Source organism: Haloarchaeobius salinus, from assembly GCF_024464185.1.
Lineage (GTDB): Archaea > Halobacteriota > Halobacteria > Halobacteriales > Natrialbaceae > Haloarchaeobius > Haloarchaeobius salinus.
Genome location: NZ_JANHAU010000001.1, coordinates 21,815 through 40,719, shown reverse-complemented (window position 1 = coordinate 40,719; position 18,905 = coordinate 21,815). Strand labels below are relative to the sequence as shown.

Genomic DNA, 18,905 nt, shown 5'->3' with positions numbered 1-18,905 from the left:
TCCGTGAGTCCCGATGGGTGATAAAGCCCCGTAAACAGGGAAGTGAAAGTGAAAGTGGAACGTGGCGGCGGGGTGGATCCGCTGGCGGGGCGAGGGATTAAACCGGAAGAAGGGGCGAGACGGTCAGTTGTGGTCGGCTCGCGGGCCGACGCGCGGGTCGACCAGCGCGAGCGCGAGATCGCCGAGCAGGCGGACGGCGACGACGGCCGCGGTGAACAGTACCACCAGCGTCGCGGCGAGCGGGAAGTCCCAGAGAGTGCTCGCACGGAGGAACAGGAAGCCGAGGCCTCCGTCCGACGGTGCGAGCACGGTCTCGATTACGACGACGGCACCGACGAGGTAGGTCGCGTCGTCGGCGACACGCCGGAGGTGCGTCAGCAGCGCGACGGGTGCGAGGTGGCGCAGACAGACCGTCCGCCGGGAGAGCCCCTTCGCGCGGGCGGCGTCGACGTGGCCATCCCGTCGGGCCTTGCGAACGGCACGCGAGACGGCCCTGACCCGCGAGGCGACGAGCGTGCCTGCGGCGATTACGGCGGCGACCGCGAGCAGACTGCCACGGCCCGAGAGTGTTTCGCCCCCGAAGACGGCAACGAAGAGAGCCGCGACGAGGAAGTTCGGCGTCGTCCGCCCGAACAGGGGAAGGGTCTCCAGGGCGGCACCGACACGACCGTCGCGGGTCCCGACGACGAGGCCGACGGGCACGGCGACGACGGTGACGAGGGCGAGCGCCCCGGCGACGACGACCGCGGTGTTCGGGGCGGCCTCGACGAGGAGCGCTTCCGCGGGGCCCTCCGCGAGGAAGAACGGCTTCCCGGGGTCGAGCACGAGGAGCCGGTCCACGTAGGTCAGGTACCCCGTGACCGGGTCGGCGTCGACGCCGAGCTGCTGGGCAATCGGCTGTTTGTTGACGGGCCCGATGTCGAGCTCGTCGAGAGGGGAGGCCGGGCCAAGCCGGGTGGCCGCGAAGCAGACGCTTACGGCCGTAAGGAGGCCCATCCCGGCGACGGCGATGCGGGCGGCGAGGTAGCGCCGCGGGTTCGTGGGGTGGAGGGCGTCGCGGTGCATCGTGCGAGGACCTCACAGTCCTCGGACAAAAAGGTCGGGCTACCGACGGCCGGCTCGCGGGCCGACGCGCGGGTCGACCAGCGCGAGGGTGAGGTCGGCGAGCAGGCGGACCGCGACGACGACAGCCACGAACAGCACGAGGAGCGTCGCGGCGAGCGGGAAGTCGCCCTGGATGCTCGCCTGGAAGAACAACTCGCCGAGGCCGGCGTACTGGCTGTCGGTCGGTGTCGGGACGATGGTCTCGACGACGAGCACGGCACCGACGAGGTACGCCGCGTCGTCGGCGACCCGCCGGAGGTGGGTCAGCAGCGCGACGGGCGCGAGGTGCCGCCAGAAGACGGTGTGGCGGGAGAGCCCCTTCGCGCGGGCGGCGTCGACGTGTCCGTCGCGTCGTGCCTCGCGCACCGCGCGCGAGACGGCCCTGATGCGGGTGCCGACCAGCGCGGACGCGACGACGACGGTGGTGAGCGCGAGCACCGGGGGCCGCGCCGGTTCCCCGCCGGGCCAGAGCAGTGCCACCGCGAGGACAGCGGATATGAGGTTCGAGCTGCTCCGACCGAGGACCGAGCCGTTCTCGACGGCCGCCCCGAGGCGACCGTCACGCAGGCCCGCGGCGAGACCGACCGGAACGGCGACGACGGTGACGAGGCAGAACGCCCCGACGGCGACCAGCGCGGTGTTCGGAAGCGCGTCGGCGAGGAGCGGGCCGGCCGGGCCACGGTCGAGCACCCACGCGTTGCCGAGGTCGAACGTGAGGAGTCGCTCGACGTACAGCGCGTACTCCGCACCCAGGGGTGCGGTGATGTGGAGCGTCTCGCGTACCTCCTCGACCGGCGGAAAGCCCATCGTGATAACGACCGCGGGGTCGAGCGGCCCGAGCCGGAACGCGGCGAAGCAGACGCTCGCCGCGGTGAGCAAGCCGAGTGCGGCGACCGTGAGGCGGGCGACGAGGTAGCGCCACGGGTTCGTGGGGTGGAGGGCGTTGTGTCGCATCGTGGGGTGGAGTGACACACCGAGGCGGAAAAAGTGTCCGGGGTCCCGTCGGTGTCACGGCCGCCGAGAGCTGTGACCCGTCACCCGGTGCGTCTCACTCCCACGGATGGGTCCCGCCACTGCTCGGCCACAGCGGGTACCAGTACTGCTTGTCCGTCTCGATGTCGAGTTCGCCGTCCAAGTTGCTCTCCAGCTTGAACTCGACGGCGTCGTCGCGCTCCTGGCCGCCCCGTGGCGCGAACGGGTAGTACGCACCGCGGCGGAACGAGTAGATCCAGTAGGCGGTGCGGTCGTCGTTGGCGAAGCCGAAGACGGCGGCGAGCAGCCGGGAGCCGTAGTCGCGCTCGATGAACGTGTCGGCGGCGAAGTGGATGCTGGTGACGAGGTCCTCGGGGTCGTCGTCGTGGAGGACGACCCACTGGTAGCCGTGGTCGTCCTCGCGCAGGTCGAAGTCGGTGCCCGTCTCCTCGGAGCCGGCCGCGAGGATGTCCTCGACCTCGCGGACGGCATCGGCGAAGTCCGTGCTGTCGACGCCGGAGAAACAGAGCGCGGCGTCGCCGGTGGAGTCGTAGCCGAGCTCGGTCGCCATCGTGATGTACGCCGTGCTCATCCCGAACAGGTCCTCGGGGTCGGCGTCGCGGGCGGCGTCGGCCTCGGCGCGGGTACCGAGCATCTCGCGGATAGAATCGAACAGCCCCATGTCCGGCGAGAAGAGCGGAACCGCCTTAGGCCTCCCTATCGCGGTGCCCGGTCGTCCCCGCCGGTCGCGCCCACGTCCCAGATGGTCCGGCCGCCGATGAGCGCGGCGAGGACGCCGACGAGCGCGACCAGCGGCGAGACGACGGTGTCGACGCGGTCGAACAGGCCCTGGGTGGCGAACACCTGGACGTGGTACACCCGGCCGTCGAGGCGGACGTAGTCGGCCTCGATGAGCGGGACGACGGCGGCGCTCTGGGCCCCGCGCCACCGGGTCGCCCGGTCGCCGTCGACGGCCTCGCGCAGGGTCGTCCGGGCGGGGTCGTCGATGGCCGAGGCGTTCGTCACCTCGTCCTCGGCGACGCCCCCGTCCGCGGGCTCGGCGACCACCTCGACGGTCGTGTCGCCGGGGTTCAGCCCGAGGTAGAGGGGGTGGGCCGCGACGAGGAGGCCGACGACGAGCAGTGCCGCCCCGGCGCGCGCCCGGTCCATCGGTTCAGGCCGCCTCCATCTCGCGTTCGAGCTGCTGGAGCCGGTCGATGCGGCGTTCCATCGAGGGGTGCGTGCTGAACAGACGGGTGATGGTGCCGCCGCTGACCGGGAAGATGAAGAACGCGTTCATCTCGGCCTGCTCGCGCATGTCCTCCTTCGGGGCCCGCTCCATCCCGCCGGAGATGCTGGCGAGCGCGGACGCCAGCGCCGCGGGCTTGCCGGTGATGACCGCCGCACCGCGGTCGGCGGCGAACTCCCGGTAGCGCGACAGCGCGCGGATGAGCAGGTAGGAGATGATCCAGACGACCAGCGAGACGGCGATGGCGACGAAGACGCCGCCGCCGTTGCGGTTCCGCCCGCCCCCGCCGAAGAAGAAGCCGAAGCGGACGACGAGGAACGCGATGGTCGAGAGGAACGACGCGACCGTCATCACCATCACGTCGCGGTTCTTCACGTGGGCGAGCTCGTGGGCGATGACGCCCTCCAGCTCCTCTTCGTTCAGCGTCCGCATCAGGCCGGTCGTCACGGCGACGGCCGAGTGCTTCTGTGAGCGCCCGGTCGCGAACGCGTTGGGCACCTGCGAGTCGACGACCGCGACCTTCGGGACGGGGACGTCCGCCTGCTGGGAGAGCCGGCGGACCATCCCGTGCAGCTCGGGGTACTCGTCCTCGCTGACCTCCTTCGCGCCCATGCTCCACAGCGTGAGCTTGTCGCTGAAGAACCACTGCGCGCCGGAGAACAGCGCGAACACCATGATGATGCCGGTGAACCCGAACCCGAGGTACACCGACAGTGCGCCGATGAAGACCAGATACACCGCCGTCAGCAGGAACATCGTGACGAACATTCGGAACCGGAGCCCCCAGTCCGCTTTCCATTGCATGTTCGCAGGGAAGGGTCGAGCGGTCTAAAGTTCGTCGCCGTCCGGTGGTCAGCCGAGCGTCAACACGACGGCGAGGAGGCCACCAGAGAAAAGACCGGCGCCGAGCAGGAGGAACCCGAGCTGGAGGCGGCCCGGCAGGCCCGCCGAGTCCGCCCGGAACGAGGTTGGGTCTGTCACGTCGAACCCACCCTGTATGCCTGCCTCGACGGTATCGATACCGCTGTTGTTCGTCGAGAACGCCAGTACACCGACGCCGAACCCGACGAGCGTGGACACGAGGGCGACGTTCGCAACCGCGTCGACGACGCTTCCGGTCCCCATGGCCGTGAGGACGACGGCCGCGCCGCCGAGTACCAGCGTGGTGCAGAGGACACCGCCAACGAGCGTGTACCGGAGTACCAGCGGAACGAGGCGTTTCAGACCCATGGTGGCGTGTAGCACTGTCCGCTGGATTACTGTTCTCCTGACCGGTCACCCGGATGGGAATCATCCGCCCATCGCCGAATCCCGCGCTTTATAGGGTAGACCGGCCTACGAGCCGGCAATGACCGACCAGCGCTCCTTTTGCCCCCGCTGCGGGGAGCCGATGTCCGACGCGGCCGCCAGCGACCCGCTGGGCAAGTCCGACGTGGGCGTCTGCGACGACTGCTACTTCGACCAGTTCGAGCTCGTCGACGCACCGGAGCGCATCGAGGTGCGCGTCTGTGCCACCTGCGGTGCCGTCTTCCGGGGCCGTCGCTGGGTCGACGTGGGTGCGGAGGACTACACCGACGTGGCCGTCGAGGTGGTCTCGGAGGCCCTCGCGGTCCACGTCGACGCCGAGGACGTGTCGTGGCAGGTCCAGCCCGAGCAGATCGACCAGAACACCATCCGGATGCACTGCCTGTTCTCGGGTATCGTCCGGGGCCAGTACCGCGAATCGGAGGTGACGGTCCCCGTCCGGATCGCCCGGCAGACCTGCACCCGGTGTGGCCGCATCGCCGGCGACTACTACGCCTCCATCGTGCAGGTCCGAGCGGTCGACCGGACGCCCGACAGCGAGGAGATCGAGCGCGCGAAGGAGATCGCGAACATGGTCGTCGACCGGATGGAGGCGACGGGCGACCGCAACGCCTTCGTCACGGAGATGGGCGAGACCGACGACGGCCTCGACGTGAAGGTCTCGACGAACAACATCGGCAAGCAGATCGCCGCGAAGGTGATCGAGGAGTTCGGCGGGGCCTGGACCGACCACGAGACGCTCGTCACCGAGGACGAGGACGGCAACGAGGTGTACCGGGTCACCTACGCCGTGCGCCTCCCGCCGTACCGCCCGGGTGACATCATCGAACTCGAGGACGACGACGAGGGGCCGGTGCTCGTCAGCAGCGTCCGCGGCAACCTGAAGGGCGTGCGGGTGACGACCGGCGAGCGCTACGAGGCCAGCTACGAGGAGGGCGACGCCCCCGACGCCCGCAAGCTCGGGACCGTCGAGGACGGCGTCGAGACCTCGCTGGTGGCCGTCGAGGACGAGCACTCGGTGCAGGTGCTCGACCCGGAGACGTACCAGGCGAAGACCATCGCCCGCCCGGACTACTTCGAGGACGACGGCGACACCGTCCGCGTGCTCAAGAGCCGCGCCGGCCTGCACGTCCTCCCGCCCGAGGACGACGAGGACGACTGGTGGTGACGCGATGACGGGCGAGGACGACGCGGACGCCGACGGAACGGACACCGGGCGGGAGACGGACCACCTCCCCGAAGTCGAGGACGCCACGGCCGACGGCCCGCTCGCCGCCGTCGTCGCGAGGGAGCGCGCCGAGGTCGCCATCGCCAGTCTGCGCGAGGAAGGCGTGTACGACGACGACCGACGGGTCCAGCCGGTGCCGGGGGAGCAGGTCGCGCTGCCGGTGACCGAGCCGCCGACGGAGACCGGCGTCCGCCGCGTCGTCCGCCAGACGGACCCCGAGCCGCGTGCGCCGGACCTCGCGACGCTCCTGCGCGAGCGCGGCTGGGACGACGAGGCCGTCGAGCGCGCCCCGTCGTCGTGGGCCGTCGTCGGCACCGTTGTCCTCGTCTCGCTCGCCGACCTCGACGGGGACGAGGAGCAGGCCGTCGGCGAGGCGCTGCTCGAACTGCACGGCGAGGCCGACACCGTCTGCGCCCGCGAGGGCGTCGACGGCGAGCTCCGGGAGCCGAGCGTCCGGGTCGTGGCCGGCCTCGGCGACACCGAGACGGTCCACGTCGAGCACGGGACCCGGTACGGGCTGGACCTCTCCAAGGTGATGTTCTCGCCGGGCAACCAGGGAGAGCGCGTCCGCATGGGCGAGGTCACCGACGAGGGCGAGCGCGTGCTCGACATGTTCGCCGGCATCGGCTACTTCGCACTCCCGATGGCCCGCGCCGGGGCGTCGGTGACGGCGGTGGAGAAGAACCCCGACGCGTTCCGCTACCTCGGCGAGAACGCCGCCACCAACGCGGTCCTCGACCGGATGGAGCTCGTCCTCGGGGACTGCCGCGACGTCGAGGCGACGGCCGACCGGGTCGTGATGGGCTACTACGACGCCGTCGAGCCGGCACCAGTCGGTCCGGACGGCGACGACCCGGACGGCGACGGCGACCGGAGCTACCTCGACGCCGCGTTCGACGCGGTCGTCCCGGGTGGCACGCTCCACGTCCACGCGACCGAGCCCGCCGACGACCCGTGGAGCCACCCCGTCGCGCGGCTGGCGGAGGTCGCTGCCGGACACGACCGAACGCTGGCGGTGCTCGACCGTCGGGAGGTAAAGAGCCACAGCGAGGGGGTCGTCCACGTCGTCGTCGACGCGCGGGTCGGGTAGCCGGGGACGACCTACCCGAACAGCCGGTCGAGCAGGCTCTGCTTGCCCGGGCGCTCGGCGAGCAGTATCGAGGCGTCCAGCTCTTCGAGCACCTCGAGCCGGAGGCTCCCGGCGACGAGTCGCGTGATGAGGCCGTGCTCGGTCGCGCCGGCCAGCAACATTGTCTTGTCCTGGGCCTCGCGTTCGATGGCCGCCTCGACGTCCCCGGAGTCGTCGACGACGAGCTCCGCGTCGCCCAGTCCGTGCTCGGTGGCCCAGTCGGTCAGGAACGTCTCGCCGGCGTCGTGCTCCGCTGCCCCGTCGACGACGTGCAGCAGCGTCACCTCGGCCCCGACGGTCGTCCGGAGCGCGGCGGCGACCTCGCCGCTCAGCTCCGAGTGGGGGCTGTCCGCGACCGGGACCAGTATCTGCGACTCGTCCAGCTCGTGCTCGTTCAGCACGAGGAGGTCCGAGGGGAGCTGCCGGGTCAGTTCGCTCAACGGCCGGTCGGTGCGGACGGCCCGCCAGATGGGGTCGTCCCAGCCGAGCAGCGTCAGGTCGGCATCCTTCCGGCGGGCGATGTCGAATATCTCGTCGAACGACCGGTGCGAGACGACCGTCGAGGTCTCACAGATCACGTCGTACCCCCCGATGCGGTCCCGCATGCCGTCGAGGAGCGCGTCCGACTCGGAGACGATGCGGCGCCGCTGTGTCCGGTCGTAGGCGCGTGCGCGCCGCTCGGGAACCTGCACGACGTGGACCACGTGGACGGAGGCGTTCTCGTGGGCGCTGGCGATACGGCAGGCCAGGTCGACGAGCCGGGAGTCGGTCCGCGGGTTCGAGATCGGGACGAGCACGCGGTAGTCGACGGGGCCCTCGCTGGCGGTCGTGCTGTGGATGAGCGGGACGTACGACCGGCCGACGAAGCCGCCGAACAGCCACTCGCGCAGCGAGAGCTGTCGGGACGCGCCCTCGAACCGGGCGGACTCGAGTCGGGACTTCGTCGTCTGGAAGTAGTTGACGATGGTCACCAGCACGACCCCGCCGACGGTGTTGCCGAGCAGCACCGGGATCACGAAATCGGTGAGCCCGACCCACAGCGCGAGGTCGTCGCGGAAGACGAGGTAGAGCATCTCGGTGTAGGAGACGACGACGTGGTACAGCCCGCCGAGCGGGATGGCGAGGAAGGCGAGGTAGACGACGAGTATCCGCGAGGTGGTGTCCCGGGCGGCGTACTCCACCCAGACGACGCCCGCGACGATGAGGCCGGCGAAGGCGGCCTTCACGAACAGGCTCTCGGGGCTGGCCTGGATACCCTTCTGGGCGATGGAGAGAGCGGCCGTCGCGCCGTCGTCGGAGAGGACACCACCGTAGGCCAGCGCCGCCGCCCCCAGCGTCCCGCCGGTGAAGTTGCCCGCGAGGACGACGACCCAGTTGCGCAACAGCGCGGGGATGCTGGCGAGGCGTTCGAGCGTCAGCGCGACCGGTGGGAGCGTGTTCTCCGTGTAGAGCTGGTAGCCGCCGATGATGATGTAGATGAACCCGAGCGGGTAGAGCAGCGCGCTCAGTATCGGGTCGCCCCCGGTCGATGCGGTCATCGACACGTACAGCAGGGTCGTGATGGTGATGGCGAAGCCGGCGGCGAGGGCGCTGAAGTACAGCTCGCGGGCCCCCGCCGTGATCTCCTCGTCGGCGGCCGCGACGATGCGCTGGAAGATCTCGTCGGCGGTGAACCGGTCGCGGACGACCGAACCGACGGCTGGTGCGCCGCTACGCGACTCCTCGACCGCCTCGCGGACGGCCTCGGTCTCGGCGTCGGACTGCCGGTCCTCGTTCGGTGTCAAGTTGGCGGCCCTTCGCACCGCCCATTTAAGAAACCTCCCTCTGCGGGTGCCTGGATCGGGTCCGGGCTCTTCGCCGGACGACGTCCCGGAGGACGAGCCGCACACGTGGCGGGCTCTCCCCGTTTGGGTCGCCCATCGACACGTGTGATGAGAAGACACTTGCCGTGGCTCGCGGGACTGCGAACGATGCCCTCCACCGACGTCGACTTCGGCTGGATCGCTCGCCTGCTCCCACCGGTCGCGGCACTCGTCGCCGCGACGCTCGCTGCGTCGTGGTTCAGCTGGTTCCTGTTCGTCCAGGGGTTCGGCCAGTTCCCGGTCCTCGACGACCTCCGATACTGGCGTCCGGTCGGCGGGTTCCTCGCGACGGCGGTGCGCTGGACCGGGCTGTTGCTGACGCTGGGCTACGTCGTCGGTCGGGCGACCGAGTAGCCCACGACGGACCGGCCGGGAGCCGAGAGTTTGATGCCGTCGGAGACAGAACACGGGGGTATGCCCGAGTTCAACCGCCAGCAGATCATCGCGATATTCTTCGTCGCGTTGATGATCGGCTCGTCGGTCGTCGGCGTCCTCGCGGCGTTCTGAACCGGACCCCGACACCGGTCGACCGGACGCTCAGCCGTCGGTGTCCCACACGTCGGCCATCGGTGACCGCGACGACTCCGAGCGGCCGCTCCGGCTGCTGCGGGACCTCCTGTAGCCGCTCCCCCCGTCGCTTCCGCTGGAGCCGCCGTCGCCACCGCTGCTCTCACTCCCGCGCCGGTACCGTCGGCCCGCGGCACTCCCCCCGTCCATGCCGGAGAGCGCGCCGTTCGGGTCGAACGCGGGGAGGTCGGGCTCGGAGAGCCGGGTGACCTGTTCGGCGAACCACGGCGGCGTGTCGGAGCGGGCGCGGTCGAACAGGTCCACGAGGCTCGAGTCCGCGAGGTAGGTGTGTCCCCAGTCGTCGGGCGCGCGGACGACCCGCCCGCAGGCCTGGATGACCGTCCGGAGCGCCGAGCGGTAGTACCACGCCCACTGGCCCTGTTCGAGTCGGTGGGCGACGCGGGAGTCGCCGGTGTTCAGGAACGGGGCCTTGCAGAGCACCTGCCAGCGACAGAGGTCGCCCTTCAGGTCGAGCGCCTCCTCCATCTTCACCGAGAGGAACACCTCGGGTTCGTCGGTGGCCTTCCAGCTGTCGAGCTCGCCGTCGCGGTCGTCCCGCGAGTGGGTGCGGACCCGCGCGCCGACGCCGAAATCGGCGAGCAGGTCGGCGAGGCGCTCCTGGATGCCGTAGGAGTGGCAGTGGACGAGCCCCTTCTCGTCGGGATGGTGCGCCATCACCCGGGTGACGACACGGGCGACCTTCGGGAGCGTCTCGTCCCGGTGCTCGTAGGTCATCTTCCCCTGGGTCACGTCGTACAGCGGCCGGTTCTCCACGGGGAACGTGTGCTCCACGTCGACGAGGGCGGTGCGCTCCGGCTGGAGCCCGACCTGCCGGCAGAACGCCTCCTTGTTCAGGATGGTCGCCGACAGCAGGGCAAAGCGGTTCCCCCGGTCCCAGACGGTGTGCTTCAGGTACTTCTCGGGGTTCATCGGCTTGATGGTCAGCGGCCCGCCGTCGCCGTCGTTGGAGCCGTCGTCGGGGTCCTGGTCGACCAGCCACTCCGTCGCGCTCTCGGGGTCGCGGTAGTCGCTCACGAACCAGTCCAGCTCGCCGATGCGCTCCTGCAGCCGGTCCCGCAGCGACACCTCCGCCGCCGACAGCTCCGGCTTGCCGATGAGCTCGTCCTTCCGCCGTTTGAGCGTCCCGAGCAGCGCGTCGGCGTAGTCCACAGCTCTATCGAGGGAGTCCACCTCCGGGACTCGCAAATCGTCCCAGTTCGGCAGCGTCTGCGGGCTCAGCTCGATGGTCGCGTACATCTCCGCCCACTCCGCCAGCCCGTGCGCCTCGTCGACGACCACGACGTCCCGCTTCCGGAACACCTCCGAACCCGCCGTCTGCATGAAGTAGGCCAGCGTCATCGCCGCGATCTCCCGGTTCGACGCGATGGCCCGGTCCGAGAAGTACGGACACCGATGGCGGACCGAGCAGTCGTAGCCCGACTCCCGGACGCACGGTGCGCGGTTCACGGGCGTGTCCCGCTCCCCGGGGAGGATGCAGTTGTAGTTCGACTTCCCCCGGATGACGCTCAGGTCGGAAAGCAGCGAGTCCGCGGCCACGTCGTCCAGCTGCGACACCTGCGGGGTGGTGTAGTACGCCCCGCTCGCGTCGCTCGGTGCCACCTCGTCCACCTTCTCCGCACAGCCCGCGATCGCCCTCGCGAGGAGGGATTTGCCGCTCCCGGTGGGTGCGCGGACGAGGACGACCTCGTTGCCCGCGTCGAACGCCCCCTGGATGTCGCTCAGCGCCTGCTCCTGGGCTCCACGGTAGGAGGGCGCGGGGAACTCCTCGAAGATTCGCGACGGGTCCACTCTGTCAGTTTAGTGTCTTCGGGCAGGTGTAAAGTCTCCGAATGAGGCTAGTGCTCGCATGGTGTTGGTTCCTGTAATTCCGTGTCGACTGCTGGCGATGGCACCAGCCAGAAAGCCCCTACCTGGTCGACTCCCGGGACTCGCTGCGGTCCTCGTGCCTGCGGTCCTTGCGTCGTCCGGGTTCGTCGACCAGGCAGCCCCTTTCAGCCCCACCCACCGCAACCGCCCTCGAACCTCCCCAGCCTCCTGCGGTGCTCGCTGGCGCTGTCGCCCGAAAATCGGAGATTTTCGGGATGACGAGAGAGCTTGCTCTCTCGAACCACGCTCCTCGTCCCTCGCGCGAAAGGCTCACGGCCTCGCTCCGCTCGGCACGCTCGCCTGCCGCGCGCCACGGTGGAAAGCTTACAATATTTGTAAACCTTGGATGGTTCGACGACACCGTCACCAGCCACACGGCCAAGACAACCCGCGCCGCTAGGCGCGTGGTTGTCGAGGGGGAGGGCTGGTGCGGTGCGGTCGCGTCGGGCGGGACTGAAAGGGGCGACGTGCTCGTCGAGCGAGACGACGCAAGCACCGCAAGAATGAGGAGCGCAGCGAGTCGCAGCCGACGAGCACGTCGGGGCTTTCTGGGCGGTATCGGGCTCGGGTCCCGCGACAATCTCTCTGTCGGGACTGCTCTCGCGAACGAACCACACCAATAACGGAACGGTACACTCTTAGACGAGCACTCCCCTCACTGTGGACGTGGCGCGCCACTTCGAGTATCCCTGTCCGGACTGTCGGTCGACGAACGACCTCCACGACCCGGCGTGTCGGTTCGCGGGCGTCGAGTGGCACGCGGTCGAGAAGGCGTACGCGGACGTGCTGGCGGCGCTGGCGGGCGGGGTCAAACACGAGGACGAGCTGCCGTCGGTCGCGGCGGACTGGGGGAGCCTCCAGCAGGCGGCGCTGGAGCACCTGCGGACGGTCCAGCGGGTCGAGGAGCGCGACGGCCGGCTGGAGCTGCGGTCGCCCGACGAGTACCGCGAGCTGTTGACGACGCCGCAGTACGAGCCGGTGAAGACGGTGTACGAGTACGGCTCGGTGCCGGGCTGTCACGACAACAGCGTGTTCGCGCTGGTCGCGTACTACGAGATGGTCGGGCTGACGTGGCCGGAGACCCGCGAGCAGGTCATCGAGTGGCTGCACGAGACGGGCACGTGGGAGCGCGGCGGCTTCGCCGAGGACTCCCCGGAGGAGCTCGTCGAGGCGAAGCGACACGTCTACGAGGCGGGCTACGGCTGGAAGCAGGCGGCGCGCGAGGCGAAGGCGGTCATCGACCGGTATCGGTGACGTGTCGAAAGCGGTCCGGGCAGCTGTTTTCCGGCGGTGTTACCGGGTCCGACCACGGCCGCGTCCACGGCCGCCGTTCCCCCGGTTCGACGGGAAGCTCTCGGCGAACGCTTCCGCGGCGTCTTCGGTGCAGAAGAACGCCACGAAGCTGATGGCGTGCGGTGCGATGTACTCCGCGGTGACCTGGCCGTCCTCGGCGACCAGCTCCTGCACCTCGAGCCCGCGACCGGCCTTGACGACGGCGTAGACCGTGCAGTACTCGGTGCCGAAGGTGGCGGTCATGGGTTCGTTCTCCTCGCCGTCCTTGTCCGTGTCGTCCACGAACGAGACGAGGCTCGCGTCACCGGTTTCGAGCACGAACTCGCCGTCCTCGAACTCGTACTTCGCGAGCAGGCCGTCGTCCTCGCAGTCGGTGCACTCGTCGCAGATCTCCGTGAGGAGCTCGCGGAGCGCGCTGCCGATCTGGGCGGAGTCGTCGACCTGCACGTAGTCCTCGGGCGCGCTGGCGATGCGGTTCCGGAGGTAGTCGTCGTCGACGCCGCTGCCGATTCCGACCGCGATGATGCGGGTACCGTCGGCCTTCGCGGCCGTGGCGACCGCCTCGGTCTCGTCGCGCTCGTCGTCGGTGATGACGGCGTCGGTGCCGGCGGAGCCGCCGGTGTACGTGTAGCTGTTCGCACCGTCGCCCTCGGGGTCGAACGCCGTCGTCGCGGTGGGCACGTAGCCCGTCACGCCGCCGACGGTGCCGTCTGCCTCGTCCTCGGGCGGGTTCGAGCCGTCGCCGACGACGCCGTTCTGGTAGTTCGGCTCGCCATCGGTCAGGAGCACGATGACCTCCTTGCCGTCGCGGCCCTGGCCGTCGAGGATGTCGTCGGCGAGGTCGAGCGCGGCGGCCATGTGGGTGCCGTTCTCGTTCGGCGGTGCGGTGCCGGGGATGGCGGCCTTCATCGCGGGCCGGTTGTCGGTCGCGCCGTCCTGGGCGAGCAGCAGGTACTCGCCGGTGCCGAAGTCGTAGGCCTTCCCGGTGTCGCCGAAGGTGACGAGCCCGAGCCGGTTGTCGTCGTTCAGCACGTCGACGAAGCTCTCGGCACCGGACTCGATGTCGCCCCAGAGCGCGGAGCCGATGGAGCCGGAGTAGTCCAGCGCGAGCACGATGTCGAGCGTCGCGTTACACGTGTCGATTCGCCCGTCGGTGTGCTCGTCCGCGAGCACGGCCGTGCTCGACAGCGGCAGTCCCAGACCGAGGACCCCGGTCGTCAGTGCGGTGCTCTGGAGCACGCGGCGGCGCGAAATTCCGGTTGTCGTCTCTCGGTCGTCTGTGGGTGTGATTGGTGTTTCCATAGCTGTTGCTTCTCGTGCGAGGTGACGGTCCCTGACTCCCCAACCCCCGGTCGAGAATCACCGCCAGATACGCTGTTCGAGGGCATAGGTGTAGGTTCCCTGGAAACGGTTCGTGAACCGTTCCGGAACGCCGCCGACCGGTCGTGTCGCGACGGGGGGGTCCACTGCGGCTCTCGCTATCCGAGCCCTACTTCGTTCACGCTGACGCTTCCGTGCCCGTCCCGGACGACGACGCTGTCCTTTTGCCGACGCGACTCGAACCCCGGTCCATGGGAGAGGAGTCGCGGCACCGGTCTGGCTACCGAGACGTGGTGGCGGGCGTGACCGAGGCCCACTGGCCGGTCGCACTCGCCGTCCTCGTCCCGTTCCTGGCCTACTTCACGTTCACCGGACAGGTGACGCTGGCGCTCGCGATGGCCGCGACCACGCTGGCGGCGGCCCACGCGTTCGTCGTCGGCATCGCGCTCGGACGTGGTGACGTGAACGTCGCGTTAGGGGTCGGCTCGCTGACCGCCGTCGTCGTCGCCGTGAGCGCCGTCGCGCTCGTCGAACTCGCCGCGGTCGTGTTCACCTTCGGGTCGCTGGTCTGCCTGCCGGCCGCGGCGCTCGGGCACGCGGCGTGGGAGCGAGCGTAGAAGAGAGCGAGAGCCGCGAGCTAGTCGCTCTGGATGCGCGGTGCGAGCACGAACAGGACCGAGCCCTGTCCCTCGGCGATGGGGAAGTTGATCTTGAGGGGGAACTCCTCGCCGAGCTCGAGGGTGACCTCGGCGTCGGCGGGGATGGCCTTGTTCATGTCCTTCAGGTAGTCGAGGCTGAACAGCGAGCGGGCATCGCCGGCCTGCAGGTCGATGAGGTCCTCGGTGTCGAGTTCGAGGTGGACGTCGTCGGTGTCGCCCTCCGCGTCGACGTAGAACAGCTCGTCGCCGGCGTCGACGCCGAGTGCGATGTGGTCCGAGACCATGTCGGAGGCCTTGACGGCGCGGTTGATGTCCTTGCCCTCGATGACGACCTCGGCGGAGAGGTCCAGGTCCGGGATGTCGGGCTCCTGGCGGATGCTGTCGGGGTCGATGAGCGCGAGCGTGTACTCCAGCCCGTCGATCTGGATGTGGAGCTTGCGCGTCTCCTCGTCGAGTTCGAGCTCGACGAGCTGTCCGGCGTCGGCCATCCCGGCGATGTCCTCGAGGCGGGAGAGGTTGACGCCGATGATGCCGCCGTCGGCCTCGTAGGACTCGAACGCCTCGGCGGAGAGCCGCAGGTCGACCATGCCGACGTTGGCGGGGTCGACGGCGCGTATCTCGATGCCGTCTTCGTCGAGGTGGACCTTGCACTCGTCCACCAGGACGCTCACGGAGTCGAGCGTCGTCTTGAGCGTCTCGGCGCTCACGATGGCCTTGAACATGTTGAATCACGCTACGAAACCGGGCACTAAAAAAACACCCTTTCGGTCGCGCGAGCGCGTGCGAATCGCCCGGTCGCCCGGCGCTCAGAAGTTCGTCACCTTCGACTGGATGCGGCCGTCGTCGACGCCGCCGGTCGGGTCGTCGTCCCCGAAGTACGCCGCCAGCTCGTCCGGTCGGACCGCGTCGCTATCGTGCAACACGGCGAGCTCGGTGAGCGAGAGCTCCTCGCCGCGTTCCAGCCTCGCCCGCAACCCCTCGACGGTGAGCCCGTGGAACGTCAGCTCGAGGTCGACCGTCGCCGCCCTGCCCTCGGGCGCTTCCGCGACGTTGACGCCCTCGCGGAGCACCGTCTCGAAGTCGAGCCCCGTCTCCTCGGTGATGCGATACAGGAACGCGACGGCGGCGACGAGCCCGTCGAACGACTCCGTCCCCTCGCCGTCGGCCAGCCGCTCGGCGACGAGGTCGCGGTCGCGGTCGTCGAGCGCCTCGACCAGTAGCTCGAAGTCGAACAGCGCGTCGTGGACCCGGTCCCGGATGCGAGCCCGGGTGTTTCGCTCGGACTGGACGCTGCCGAGCTCCGTCTCGCCACGGAGGTACGCACGGTCGGCCGGGCTGAGGATGCCCCGGCCGCGGTCGTCGTCGCCAGCCATAACTTGATACGGGTTATCCACTATGCCCGACACATATAATCGTAACTCATTACGAGTTATCTACTAGTCGACCCACAAAACGGTTAACGAGCTCCCGCTCCTGCTCCTCTCCATGGCCGACAGCGAAACCCCACAGTCCGCCCAGCCGCCAGCCGACCCGGCATCCGACAGCCTGCACGCCATCGCGCCGGCAGAGACGCTTCGGCGGACCGTCTCGCTCGTCGGCGCGCTCGTCGACGAGTGCCGCATCCAGTTCGGCGACGATGGCGTCGAGATAACCGCCATCGACCCCGCCAACGTCGCCGCCGTCGGGCTCTCGGTCGACCGGGAGGCGTTCGAGGCGTACGACGCGGACGGCGAGATTCTGGGTGTGGACCTCGACCGCTTCGGCGACGTGCTCTCGATGGCCGACCGGGACGCCCTCGTCGACCTCGCCCTCGACCCCGAGACGCGCCGGCTGCACCTCAACGTCGACGGGCTGGAGTACACGCTCGCGCTCGTCGACCCAGACAGCATCCGCTCGTCCCCGCCTCGGGAGGACCTCGCATACGACGCCCCGGCCGAGGTCGTCATCGACGAGTCGGGGCTCGACCGGGCGGTTTCAGCGGCGGATATGGTCTCGGACCACCTCGCGCTCGCCGTGGACTCCGAGAGCGAGACGTTCCACGTCGATGCGGAGGGCGACACCGACGACGTGTCGCTCAGCCGCGAATCCGACGACCTCGTCGACATCTCGCCGGGCGACGCGTGCTCACTGTTCAGCCTCGACTACCTGCGCGACGTGACCCGCGAGATCCCCTCGGGAACCGCCGTGACGCTCGAACTCGGCACCGAGGAGCCGCTGGTTCTCGGTTACGCGTTCGCCGACGGCGCGGGCTCGGTGGAGTACTTCGTCTCGCCGCGCATCGCGCGCCGGTGAGGGCCCGTCGTCGACACGGTCGGAACGAAGCCCATAACCGCGCTCGCGGGCTACAACCGGCAACTGACCACCCATGGCGCGCAAGGACCACTGGTACAACAAGTCGAAACAGGAGGGGTACCGCTCGCGGGCGGCGTACAAGCTCAAACAGCTCGACCGGAAGGAGGGACTGTTCGGCCCCGGAAACACGGTCGTCGACCTCGGGGCCGCCCCGGGCGGCTGGCTGCAGGTCGCTGCCGAGGAGGTCGGCTCCCGCGGCACGGTCATCGGCGTCGACTTCCAGCGCATCACGGCGTTCGACGAGGAGTACGACGACTGGATAGAGACCATCCGCGGCGACATGACCGACGAGGAGACGAAGGAGCAGGTCCGCGAGGCGGCCGGCAACGAGGTCGACGTGGTGCTCTCGGACATGGCCCCGAACATGACCGGCGAGTACCAGCTCGACCACGCCCGCTCCGTGCACCTCGCCCGGCAGGCGTTCGAGACCGCACTGGACGTGCTCGACACCGGCGGCGACTTCGCCGTGAAGGTGTTCCAGGGCCAGGACCTCGACGACCTTCGCGAGGACATCGAGGCGGAGTTCCAGTACGTCCGGACGACGACCCCCGAAGCGTCGCGTGACGAGTCCTCCGAGGTGTACCTGGTCGCCAAGCACCGCCTGACCGCGCCCGTCCGCCCCGGTGACACCCTCGAGGTGACCATCGAGGACGTCGGCAGCGAGGGCGACGGCATCGCCAAGGTCGAGGGCTTCACGCTGTTCGTCGACGGTGCCGACGAGGGTGAGACCGTCGAGGTCGAGGTTCGCGAGGTCAAGCCCCGGTTCGGCTTCGCGGAGCCGCTGTAGCCGCTCCCCTCTCGTCACGTCCCCCTCGCCGTTTCTCCTTACTCGTCGTCGTCCTCCAGTCGGTCGTGTCGCGCGTCGATCTCGTCCAGGATGTCCAGGTTCTTCCGGATGGACGACCGGATGGCGTCCGAGCGGTTGACGAACTTGCCGTCCTCGCCGACGTGGTCGTCGAGGTCGTCGAGCAGCTCCTGTGGGATCTCGACGCTGATCTTGGGCATACGCCGTGGTTGGTGTATCTGTGGTAAATATACCGGTGGTGTCGGCGACGGTGGCCGCGCTCAGTCGTCCGCGACCCCCGCGTCGACGTTCCTGACCTCGATGTCGCCCGAGAGCTCCGTGTTCGGGTACGGCATGTCGATACCCTCGGCGTCGAGGCGCTCCTTGACAGCTTCGAGGAACTCCGACCGAACCGCCCCGTAGCTGTCCTCGCGCGGGTCGATCCAGAGCCGGCCCGAGAGCACGACGGCGGAGTCGCCCAGCTCCACGACGGGTGCCGACGGCGCGGGGTCGTCGAAGGCGGCATCGATCTTCGACGCCTCGTCGACGATGGCCTCGCGGGCCGCCTCGATGTCGTCGCCGTAGCCGATGCCGAAGCCGACGGACACCCGACGCTCGTCGTTCGCCACGTTGTTGACGACCGCCGTGTTGGCGAGTTCGCTGTTCGGGACCGTCACCAGCTCGTTGTCGAACGTGTCGAGCTTCGTCACCCGGAGCTCGATCTCGCGGACGACGCCGCCGTTGCCGTTCCACTCGATCCAGTCACCGGTCGTGAACGGCTCGTCCTGCAGGATGAACACGCCAGCGACGAAGTTGGCGATGAGGTCCTGTGCGGCGAAGCCGACCGCGAGCGCGAGCGCGCCGGCGAGTGTCGCGAACGCCGCGAGGACGACGCCGAAGCCGGCGACGGTCGCGGCCAGTGCGATGGCGAGGACGGCGACGACGGTGGTCGTCACGCTCGTGGCGAGTCCGACGAGCGTCTCCTCGAAGCCACGCTGCCGGAGGCTCTTCTCGACCGCACGGGTCACGACGACCCGTCCGAGCACGAACAGGACCACGAACACCACGACGAAGATGACGACGGTCGTGATGGCGCTGATGATCGGTGCGACGTACTGCCCGAGGTCGAGCCCCAACTGAAGTGGTAGCATGTACCAGGCAACCTACCACCATCGGACACTTATATGTTGAGTA

General features: G+C 69.4%; 20 protein-coding genes. 7 read left to right on the top strand and 13 right to left on the bottom strand.

What is annotated here, in order from left to right; all coding sequences use genetic code 11:
- Window positions 1-123: 123 nt before the first annotated feature.
- From NO345_RS00180 to NO345_RS00155, 6 genes are all read right to left on the bottom strand, one after another.
- Complete coding sequence (locus NO345_RS00180; protein ID WP_256295710.1) at window positions 124-1,065, bottom strand: ABC transporter permease subunit; 942 nt, start codon at window positions 1,063-1,065, stop codon at window positions 124-126.
- 39 nt (window positions 1,066-1,104) lie between these two features.
- A complete protein-coding gene (locus NO345_RS00175) occupies window positions 1,105-2,058 on the bottom strand; it encodes an ABC transporter permease (RefSeq protein ID WP_256295709.1) in 954 nt (317 codons plus the stop codon).
- Between the two features lie 94 nt (window positions 2,059-2,152).
- Complete coding sequence (gene pspAB / locus NO345_RS00170; RefSeq protein WP_256295708.1) at window positions 2,153-2,758, bottom strand: PspA-associated protein PspAB; 606 nt, start codon at window positions 2,756-2,758, stop codon at window positions 2,153-2,155.
- A gap of 35 nt (window positions 2,759-2,793) precedes the next feature.
- Window positions 2,794-3,246, bottom strand: coding sequence for a hypothetical protein (locus NO345_RS00165; RefSeq protein WP_256295707.1), 453 nt, complete (start codon window positions 3,244-3,246; stop codon window positions 2,794-2,796).
- Between the two features lie 4 nt (window positions 3,247-3,250).
- A complete protein-coding gene (gene htpX, locus NO345_RS00160; protein ID WP_256295706.1) occupies window positions 3,251-4,129 on the bottom strand; it encodes a zinc metalloprotease HtpX in 879 nt (292 codons plus the stop codon).
- Between the two features lie 48 nt (window positions 4,130-4,177).
- A complete protein-coding gene (locus tag NO345_RS00155) occupies window positions 4,178-4,555 on the bottom strand; it encodes a hypothetical protein (RefSeq protein WP_256295705.1) in 378 nt (125 codons plus the stop codon).
- Between the two features lie 118 nt (window positions 4,556-4,673).
- Here NO345_RS00155 and NO345_RS00150 point away from each other — a divergent pair, with 118 nt between their 5' ends.
- Window positions 4,674-5,798, top strand: a complete 1,125-nt coding sequence (locus tag NO345_RS00150; RefSeq protein WP_256295704.1) for a 60S ribosomal export protein NMD3 — start codon at window positions 4,674-4,676, stop codon at window positions 5,796-5,798.
- A gap of 4 nt (window positions 5,799-5,802) precedes the next feature.
- The gene (locus tag NO345_RS00145) at window positions 5,803-6,948 is read left to right on the top strand and encodes a class I SAM-dependent methyltransferase (protein WP_256295703.1); all 1,146 of its coding nucleotides are present in this window, start codon (window positions 5,803-5,805) and stop codon (window positions 6,946-6,948) included.
- Window positions 6,949-6,959: 11 nt separating this feature from the next.
- Here NO345_RS00145 and NO345_RS00140 read toward each other — a convergent pair whose 3' ends face one another.
- Window positions 6,960-8,771 carry a formate/nitrite transporter family protein gene (locus tag NO345_RS00140; protein WP_256295702.1) on the bottom strand — a complete coding sequence of 604 codons (1,812 nt, stop codon included), beginning with the start codon at window positions 8,769-8,771 and terminating at the stop codon, window positions 6,960-6,962.
- A gap of 186 nt (window positions 8,772-8,957) precedes the next feature.
- Here NO345_RS00140 and NO345_RS00135 point away from each other — a divergent pair, with 186 nt between their 5' ends.
- On the top strand, window positions 8,958-9,203 hold the full coding sequence (locus NO345_RS00135; RefSeq protein WP_256295701.1) for a hypothetical protein: 246 nt from the start codon (window positions 8,958-8,960) through the stop codon (window positions 9,201-9,203).
- A gap of 183 nt (window positions 9,204-9,386) precedes the next feature.
- On the opposite strand, the gene NO345_RS00130 is transcribed toward NO345_RS00135, so the two are convergent.
- Window positions 9,387-11,225 (bottom strand): helicase C-terminal domain-containing protein, encoded by a 1,839-nt coding sequence (locus NO345_RS00130; protein ID WP_256295700.1) that lies wholly within the window; start codon window positions 11,223-11,225, stop codon window positions 9,387-9,389.
- A 744-nt stretch (window positions 11,226-11,969) separates the two neighbouring features.
- Here NO345_RS00130 and NO345_RS00125 point away from each other — a divergent pair.
- Entirely contained in the window at window positions 11,970-12,557 is a 588-nt protein-coding gene (locus NO345_RS00125; protein WP_256295699.1) for a DUF7474 family protein, read from the top strand.
- A gap of 39 nt (window positions 12,558-12,596) precedes the next feature.
- Here the strand turns inward: NO345_RS00125 and NO345_RS00120 are convergent, their stop codons facing one another.
- Window positions 12,597-13,835 (bottom strand): vWA domain-containing protein, encoded by a 1,239-nt coding sequence (locus NO345_RS00120; RefSeq protein ID WP_256295698.1) that lies wholly within the window; start codon window positions 13,833-13,835, stop codon window positions 12,597-12,599.
- A gap of 332 nt (window positions 13,836-14,167) precedes the next feature.
- Between NO345_RS00120 and NO345_RS00115 the strand changes: the two genes are divergently transcribed.
- On the top strand, window positions 14,168-14,533 hold the full coding sequence (locus NO345_RS00115; protein ID WP_256295697.1) for a hypothetical protein: 366 nt from the start codon (window positions 14,168-14,170) through the stop codon (window positions 14,531-14,533).
- Between the two features lie 20 nt (window positions 14,534-14,553).
- Here NO345_RS00115 and NO345_RS00110 read toward each other — a convergent pair whose 3' ends face one another.
- Window positions 14,554-15,297, bottom strand: coding sequence for a DNA polymerase sliding clamp (locus NO345_RS00110; RefSeq protein ID WP_256295696.1), 744 nt, complete (start codon window positions 15,295-15,297; stop codon window positions 14,554-14,556).
- Between the two features lie 84 nt (window positions 15,298-15,381).
- Window positions 15,382-15,948 (bottom strand): DUF8102 family protein, encoded by a 567-nt coding sequence (locus tag NO345_RS00105; RefSeq protein WP_256295695.1) that lies wholly within the window; start codon window positions 15,946-15,948, stop codon window positions 15,382-15,384.
- Between the two features lie 112 nt (window positions 15,949-16,060).
- Between NO345_RS00105 and NO345_RS00100 the strand changes: the two genes are divergently transcribed.
- Both NO345_RS00100 and NO345_RS00095 read left to right on the top strand, forming a co-directional pair.
- Window positions 16,061-16,867 carry a DNA polymerase sliding clamp gene (locus NO345_RS00100; RefSeq protein WP_256295694.1) on the top strand — a complete coding sequence of 269 codons (807 nt, stop codon included), beginning with the start codon at window positions 16,061-16,063 and terminating at the stop codon, window positions 16,865-16,867.
- Between the two features lie 73 nt (window positions 16,868-16,940).
- The gene (locus tag NO345_RS00095) at window positions 16,941-17,714 is read left to right on the top strand and encodes a 23S rRNA (uridine(2552)-2'-O)-methyltransferase (RefSeq protein ID WP_256295693.1); all 774 of its coding nucleotides are present in this window, start codon (window positions 16,941-16,943) and stop codon (window positions 17,712-17,714) included.
- 38 nt (window positions 17,715-17,752) lie between these two features.
- Here the strand turns inward: NO345_RS00095 and NO345_RS00090 are convergent, their stop codons facing one another.
- The gene (locus NO345_RS00090; protein ID WP_089730995.1) at window positions 17,753-17,932 is read right to left on the bottom strand and encodes a ribbon-helix-helix domain-containing protein; all 180 of its coding nucleotides are present in this window, start codon (window positions 17,930-17,932) and stop codon (window positions 17,753-17,755) included.
- A 60-nt stretch (window positions 17,933-17,992) separates the two neighbouring features.
- On the bottom strand, window positions 17,993-18,862 hold the full coding sequence (locus NO345_RS00085) for a mechanosensitive ion channel family protein (RefSeq protein ID WP_256295692.1): 870 nt from the start codon (window positions 18,860-18,862) through the stop codon (window positions 17,993-17,995).
- Window positions 18,863-18,905: the final 43 nt, after the last annotated feature.